7 protein-coding genes are annotated in these 7,189 nt (G+C 65.9%); 6 read left to right on the plus strand and 1 reads right to left on the minus strand.

Annotated features, from left to right (window positions below; all coding sequences use genetic code 11):
- Positions 1 to 77 precede the first annotated feature (77 nt).
- Genes ABYB95_RS13295 through ABYB95_RS13320 form a run of 6 tightly spaced genes read left to right on the plus strand, consistent with a single transcriptional unit; the run spans position 78 to position 5,635 of the window.
- The gene (locus ABYB95_RS13295; protein ID WP_372659041.1) at positions 78 to 1,154 is read left to right on the plus strand and encodes a tetratricopeptide repeat protein; all 1,077 of its coding nucleotides are present in this window, start codon (positions 78 to 80) and stop codon (positions 1,152 to 1,154) included.
- 53 nt (positions 1,155 to 1,207) lie between these two features.
- The gene (locus ABYB95_RS13300; RefSeq protein ID WP_372659042.1) at positions 1,208 to 2,647 is read left to right on the plus strand and encodes a murein L,D-transpeptidase family protein; all 1,440 of its coding nucleotides are present in this window, start codon (positions 1,208 to 1,210) and stop codon (positions 2,645 to 2,647) included.
- Positions 2,647 to 3,366: a peptidylprolyl isomerase gene (locus ABYB95_RS13305; protein ID WP_372659043.1), complete on the plus strand. Its 720-nt coding sequence runs from the start codon at positions 2,647 to 2,649 to the stop codon at positions 3,364 to 3,366. The genes ABYB95_RS13300 and ABYB95_RS13305 overlap by 1 nt, the downstream gene beginning before the upstream one ends.
- Before the next feature lies 1 nt (position 3,367).
- Complete coding sequence (locus ABYB95_RS13310; RefSeq protein ID WP_372659044.1) at positions 3,368 to 3,874, plus strand: peptidylprolyl isomerase; 507 nt, start codon at positions 3,368 to 3,370, stop codon at positions 3,872 to 3,874.
- Between the two features lie 25 nt (positions 3,875 to 3,899).
- Complete coding sequence (locus tag ABYB95_RS13315) at positions 3,900 to 4,778, plus strand: UDP-2,3-diacylglucosamine diphosphatase (RefSeq protein ID WP_372659045.1); 879 nt, start codon at positions 3,900 to 3,902, stop codon at positions 4,776 to 4,778.
- A gap of 8 nt (positions 4,779 to 4,786) precedes the next feature.
- Positions 4,787 to 5,635: a zinc-dependent peptidase gene (locus ABYB95_RS13320; RefSeq protein WP_372659046.1), complete on the plus strand. Its 849-nt coding sequence runs from the start codon at positions 4,787 to 4,789 to the stop codon at positions 5,633 to 5,635.
- A gap of 65 nt (positions 5,636 to 5,700) precedes the next feature.
- On the opposite strand, the gene ABYB95_RS13325 is transcribed toward ABYB95_RS13320, so the two are convergent.
- Positions 5,701 to 7,189 (minus strand): DUF349 domain-containing protein (locus tag ABYB95_RS13325; protein WP_372659047.1); only part of this gene is annotated, 1,489 nt, incomplete at its 5' end.

Here is a 7,189-nt window from a genome sequence, read left to right on the forward strand (position 1 = left end):
GACATCGGGTCTTCCATTGACGTTTCATGGGCCTTGCAGCACCCGTTGCTCAGCCCGGTCCGTTCTTCAGAGGTCCTATGTCTTTTCCCGCGAATTTCCTGAGCACATCTGCTGGCCAAACCACCCCCCGCCTCACCCAGGTGCCCAAGCAGCGCTGGCGCCAGTGGGGTCTGGCGGTCGCGGTTTCGGCGGCGCTCGGCGCGCCCCTGGCCGTGGCACAGGGCGACGACTACGCCGAAGTCAACCGCATGGTGCGCTCCGGCCAGTTCAGCGAGGCCCTGGTCAAGGTGGATCAATACCTCACAGCCAAGCCGCGCGATCCGCAAATGCGCTTTCTCAAAGGCGTCATCCAGACCGAAAGTGGTAAGACCACCGACGCCATTGGCACTTTTTCCAAACTGACCGAAGACTTCCCCGAGCTGCCCGAGCCCTACAACAACCTGGCCGTGCTGTACGCGGGCCAAAGCCAGTTCGACAAAGCGCGGGCTGCGCTGGAAATGGCCATCCGCACCAACCCCAGCTACGCCACCGCACACGAAAATCTGGGAGATGTGTATGCCAAGCTGGCCAGTCAGGCCTATAGCAAGGCCTTGCAGCTCGACGCCGGCAATACCGCTGTGGCGCCCAAGCTCAGCCTGATCCGCACGCTGTTCTCGGCCGATGCCAAAGGCACGCGCCCCACCATCGTGGCCGCAGCACCCAGCCCGGCACCTGCCGCCGTCAAGCCCGCACCAGCGCCCAGCCCGGCTGTGGCCGCCGCTCCAGCGCCAGCGCCAACACCCGCTCCGGCGCCTGCCCCGGCGGCTGCGGCCAACGGCACAGCCGATGTGGAGGCCGCCGTCGCCCAGTGGGCCAGCGCCTGGTCGGCCCGCAACATGTCCAACTACCTGGGTGCTTACGCGCCCAACTTCACCCCTTCGGGCGGTCAGGCGCGCAAGGCCTGGGAGTCGGACCGCCGTGCGCGCATCGTGCCGCGTTCCAGCATCACGGTGGACATCAGCGACATGACGGTCGACGTCAAAGGCGATCGCGCGACCGCCCGCTTCCGCCAGGACTACAGTTCGGACAACCTCAACGTGACCAGCCGCAAAACGCTTGAAATGGTCAAAAGCGGCAACCGCTGGCTCATCGTGAGCGAATCCACGGGTTCTTGATGGCAGGTCGGCGTTTTTTCCAGCAGGGTCATGCCAGCCTTTCCCTGCCTTTCGTGAATCCACGGCCCCCACGCTCGATGCGCAAATGGGCACTGTCGATCCTCGCGGTGGGCGCCACTGCGGTGCTGCTGTGGTCCTTGACGCGCCCCCCTGCCCTCCCGGGTACGGCGCCAGTCGGTGGCCTGAACACAGCGCCGTCCAACACCGTCGGCCAGCCCTCGTTGCTGCAATCCGCGCTGGCCAAGGCGCAGGACGCAGCATCGGGCCTGAGCGGGCGCGAAGGCCTGGGTCTGCCACCCACGCGGATGGGCGCCCAGGACCTGCAACAAGTGTTTCCCCTGGTTGGGCGCGAAGAAGCGCGCTTGATCGAGATTTACCAGTTGATCAGCCAGACCCAGCACCGCGAAGCCTTAGAAAAGGCCGAGAGCCTGGTGCGGGACCACCCCAACTTCCAGCTGGCCAACCTGGTGCTGGGCGATTTGCTGAGCGCACAGACCCGCCCGGTGCGCCAGTTGGGCGACGTGCCCGACACCAAGGCGATCGCCGCACTCGAACAGCTCGCCATCCTGCGCGACGAATCCCGCCGCCGGCTGCTGGCCCTGACCGAGCGCCCCCCCGAAGGCAGCATCCCTTCCCAGTTTCTGACCCTGGCGTCCCAGAGCCGGCACGCGATCGCCATCGACGCGTCCCGCTCGCGCCTGTACCTGTTCGAGAACACCGGTGCCAAAGCTTCGGCGTCGGCGGCGGCGGGGGACAACCCGGTGGCGAACAGCCTGCGCCTGGTCGGCGACTACTACATTTCGGTGGGCCAATCGGGCATTGAGAAACTGCTGGAAGGCGACAAACGCACGCCGCTAGGCGTCTACTACATCACCAGCAACCTCAACGCCGCCAACCTGCCCGACCTGTACGGCGTGGGCGCCCTGCCCATCAACTACCCCAACGCGCTGGACTTGCAGCGCGGCAAAACCGGCAGCGGCATCTGGTTGCACGGCACCCCAAAAGAACAGTTCGTGCGCGCACCGCGCGCCTCCGATGGCTGCGTGGTGCTCTCCAACCCCGATCTGCAAAGCCTGCTCGCGCGCGTGCAGATCCGGACCACGCCGGTGGTGATCGCAGCGCAACTGCACTGGGTCAAACCCGAAACCCTGGATCCGGACCGCCAGCAGTTTCAACAGGCGCTGGAAGCCTGGCGCAGCGTCAAAAGCCAGGGCGATCTGACCCAACTTAAAGGCTTTTATTCCGAGCGCTTCAACAACCAGGGGCAAAAGCTCGCCGACTGGTGGCCGCGCATGGAAGGCGAGGTGCGCGGCAACGGCGTGCGCGAACTGCAACTCAAGGACTTGTCGCTGCTGAACTGGCGCGACAAGGACGACACCATGGTGGTCACCTTTGGCGAAGTGGCTGCGGGCCAAAGCCGCGGTGTCACCAAACGCCAGTACTGGATGCGTGAAAGCGACCAGTGGAAGATCTTTTACGAAGGAAGCATTTGATGTCCGTTCTGCACGCTCTCGTGTCGCTCACAGCAGCCGGATTGCGCCGCCGCTGGGCCGTGGGCCTGGGCGGCGCCGTGTTGGCAGCCGCCCTGCTACCCGCAGCCCACGCGGCCGACGCACACCCCAAGGTGCGGCTGACCACCTCCATGGGCGATATCGTGCTGGAGCTGTACCCGGACAAAGCGCCGAAAACGGTGGCGAACTTCCTGCAGTACGTGAAAGACAAGCACTACGATGGCACCGTGTTTCATCGGGTCATCAGCAATTTCATGGTCCAGGGTGGCGGATTCGATACCGCTTTCAAGGAAAAGAACACCCGGGCACCGGTCCCCCACGAAGGTCAGGCCGCGCTGGAACGCGGTGGCCCGCGCAACACCGTGGGCACCGTGGCCATGGCCCGCACCAACGATCCGCAGTCGGCCACCGCACAGTTTTTCATCAACGTGAAAGACAATCCGTTTCTGGACCCGACCATCATCCCGCCGGGCGACCCGGTGCCGCGCTTCGAGTACGGTGGCCGTGTGTACGAAAACACGCCGCGCGCCAACCTGATCGGCGCTGCCCAGCTCTATGGCTATACCGTGTTCGGCAAGGTGGTTGCCGGCATGGGCGTGGTCAACAAAATCAAGGAAACCCCGACCGGTTCGGGCGGCCCTTTCCCGACGGATGTGCCCCAAACACCCGTCACCATCCTCAAAGCCACATTGGAGAAATAACATGGCCAACCCCCAAGTCGAACTGCACATCGCCAACCACGGCGTCATCACCCTGGAACTCGATGCCGAAAAAGCCCCTTTGTCGGCGGCCAACTTCCTGTCGTACGTGAACAAGGGCCATTACAACAACACGGTTTTCCACCGTGTGATCCCAGGCTTCATGGTGCAAGGCGGCGGCTTTGAGCCCGGCATGAACCAGAAGGCCACCGATGCGCCCATCAACAACGAAGCCAACAACGGCCTGAAGAACGACAACTACACGGTCGCCATGGCCCGCACCGGCGACCCGCATTCCGCCACCGCCCAGTTCTTCATCAACGTGGCCAACAACGGCTTCCTGAACCACACCGCACCCAGCGCCCAGGGCTGGGGCTACGCCGTTTTTGGCAAGGTGGTCTCGGGCACCGAAATCGTGGACAAGATCAAGGCCGTGCCCACGGGCAACAAAGGCCCGCACGGCGATGTGCCGGTGAGCGACGTGGTGATCGAAAAAGCCGTCGCGCTGTGAGTTGGGGGCGCCCAGCCCCTGCCCTATGTCAGCCACCCCATCCGACCGCTTTGCCGAACTGTGCGCCCCCGCACACTGGCAAGCGGTCGATTTCATTTCGGACCTGCATCTGCAGGCCAGTGAGCCCGGCACGCACGGCGTCTGGTGCGACTACCTGCGCCAGCTGGCCAACGGGCCTGTAGACGCGCTGTTCATATTGGGCGACCTGTTCGAGGTCTGGGTGGGTGACGACGTGTTGAGCACGTCCCAGCAGACCGGGGCCACGCCAGAGGACACCACAGCGGCTTTAGAACACCGGTTCTTGCGCGCCTGTGCCACCATCCTGCGCGAGACCGCGCAGCACAAACCGGTGTATTTCATGCGGGGCAACCGCGACTTTCTGCTGGGGCCACAAGCCTTGAAGACCTGCGGCATGCAGGAACTGGACGACCCCACCGTGCTGGTGTTCCAGCAAGCCCGCTGGCTGTTGAGCCACGGCGATGCGCTGTGCCTGGAAGACCACGACTACATGCGCTTTCGATCCCAGGTGCGCCAGCCCGATTGGCAATCGGCCTTTCTGGCCCGCCCCTTGGCCGAGCGCGAAGCCCTGGCGCGCGACATGCGCGCCCAGAGCCAGGCCCGCCAATTGACCGTGCCCTTTGCGCAAACCGACAGCCCACTCTGGGCCGATCTGGATGGCGCCGCGACCCGGCAATGGCTGAACCAGGCCGGGGCCCACACCCTGATCCACGGCCACACCCACCGGCCCGGTGCGCACGACCTGGGAGACGGTCTGCAGCGCGTGGTGCTGAGCGACTGGGACGCAACGGCACAGCCGCCGCGCGCCGAGGTGTTGCGCCTCGATGGCGGCGGCCTGCACCGTATGGCCCTGTCGCTGGCGGGCCAAGCGCCCGCTGGCGCTTGAGTCGACGCATGTTGCAGTGGTTGCAAACCTGGCTTCCCCGCCGACTGCGCCGGCCACCCGCGATTCCCGACGGGCTGTGGCAGACCACGCTGTCGCAACACCCTTTTCTGAAGGAACTCGACACCGGTGAACGTGCCCGCCTGCGCTTGCTGACGGCGCACTTTCTCACCGAAAAGGAATTCCACGGCGCGCACGGTCTGACCATCACCGACGCCATGGCGGTTTCAATCGCGGCCCAGGCCTGCCTGCCCTTGCTGCATTTGCACACACCCGCCGGGCAAACGATGGAAGCCCTGGACTGGTACGGCGACTTCGTGGGCATTGTGGTGCACCCCGACCACGCAGTGGCCCGGCGCGAGGTGCGCGACGCCAGCGGCGTGGTGCACCGCTACAGCGAAGTGATCGCTGGCGAAGCCATGGACCGAGGCCCGGTGATGCTGAGCTGGAGCGCCGTGGCCCAGGCTGGCCACCTGGCCGAACAGGGCAGCAACGTGGTCATCCACGAATTCGCCCACAAGTTCGACATGCACGGCATGAACCCGGGCGGCGCAGCCGACGGCGCGCCACCCCTGCCACCCGGTTTCATGGGCACGCACAGCGCGACGGCCGCGCGGGAACGCTGGCGCCAGACCATGCAAACCGCCTTTGAGCAGTTCACCGAAGCGCTGGCCCTGGCCGAACGCTTTGGCGGCGAGCGGCCCTGGCTCGATGCCTACGCCGGCACCCACCCGGCCGAATTTTTTGCCGTGACCTGCGAGGCCTATTTCGTCAACCGAACGCGGTTTGCGCAGGAATTTCCCGCCTTGCTGGTGTTGTACGACGGATTTTTCAAACCCGCTTCCGGCCCCCGGGCGTAGGAGCCTGCGCATCAGAAGAAGCGTTGGCGGCGACCCCGATCGGAGCCGCCGCAGGGGCTATCGGCTCACTTTTTGAGCAGATTCTTGAGCACCGCTTGCAAGCGGCGCGCCGCTGCGGCATCAAAATCCGCACGCAGCACTTGGGCCACGTCTTGTTGCCAAGTCTCGGCAGGAGCGGGTTCGTTGCGGCGGGTGAGCAGCTGCAGTTGCAGCATGCGGCGCTCACCGATGTGCTCGGCGGGCGTGGGCACTTCGGCGGCCATCTCCAGGCGCAACAAGGCCTCGCTCGGCACGCTGGCGGCGGCAGAGCCGGACAGGCTTTGCACCCATTGGTTGCGCACCGCTGCATTCACGCGAGAACCCAGGGCCTGCGCCACCGGTAGTTGCTCGGCGTTGCGCTTTTCCCAGGCGGTCATCACCTCGGTCAGCACCTCGCCATGCGCCTGGGCCGCGAGCGTGCGCAAGGCCGCATCGGCTCGCTCCAAGGCCTGGCGTTGGGCACGGAAAGCCGCATCGCCCAGGCGTGGACCCACAGGCCCACGGGATTCGCGAAACCCGCGGCTGTCGCCACCACGCTCGTCGCGGCCAGGGCGGCCTTGCCCCATACCAGGACCGCGCGCATCACCACGGCCATCGCGGCGCGGCCCACCGCGCTTGTCGTCGCGGCCGGCTGGCTCGGTCTTCTTCATGCCGGGCCGGTCGTCTCCGCGCACCGCGACCACCTTCTTGGGTGCGGCTGGCGCTGGCGCCGGTGGCGCAGCTGGCTCAGCGGCCGGCGCGTCGGAAGCCACGTCTGGCGTGTCTTCGGCGGCAGCCGCTGGTTCAGCACCCGCACCCGGCTCGGCCTTTTCTTCGCTGTGTTCACCCGCTGTACTTGCCGCGCCTGCTTCTTTGGGTGCAGGTGCCTCGGCAACGGCCGGCTTGGCAGCTGGTCGTGGCGCCTCGCCCCGGATCGCAGCGTCCAGGCCTTCCTGGGCCGCGCGGATGGCGCGCACATCGCCGCTGGACACCGCAGCGTCCAGCGCCCTGGAAGCGTCGAGCACCTGCTGATCGTGCGCGTTCAAGGCCGTTGAGGCCTTTTCGCGTTCGCTGCTCTTGCGGGCAAAGGCTTCGTCGATCGGCTTGCGGAAGGCTTCCCACAGTTTTTGTTCGTGCTTGCGCTCCAGCGGCACGGTGTGGGCCTCGGCCTGCCATTGCTGCTGCAAGGCTTTCACGGCGTCGATGCGCAGCTGCGGCGCGGCACCCAGTTCCACCGCCTCGGCGATGAGGGCACGGCGGCGCTCGTTGCTGGCGCGCTGGGCGTCTTCCAGACGGGCGTGCGCGGCGTGCATGCAGTCTTTCCACACCGGCTGCATCTCGGCAAAGGCCTTTTCGCTCAAATGCCCGGCTTCGCGCCAGCGTTCGGAAAAGGCGTGCAGTTCGCGGATCTGGGCTTTCCAGTCGCTGCTGTCGGCATGGGTTTCGGTCCAGGCCTTGAGTTCTTCGATGATGGCCAGGCGCTGCGCCTTGTGCGCATCGGCCTGCTGGCGCACCTGCACCAGCCAGGCCTCGACC

It is taken from the genome of Hydrogenophaga sp., assembly GCF_041633695.1.
Taxonomy (GTDB): Bacteria; Pseudomonadota; Gammaproteobacteria; order Burkholderiales; family Burkholderiaceae_C; genus Hydrogenophaga.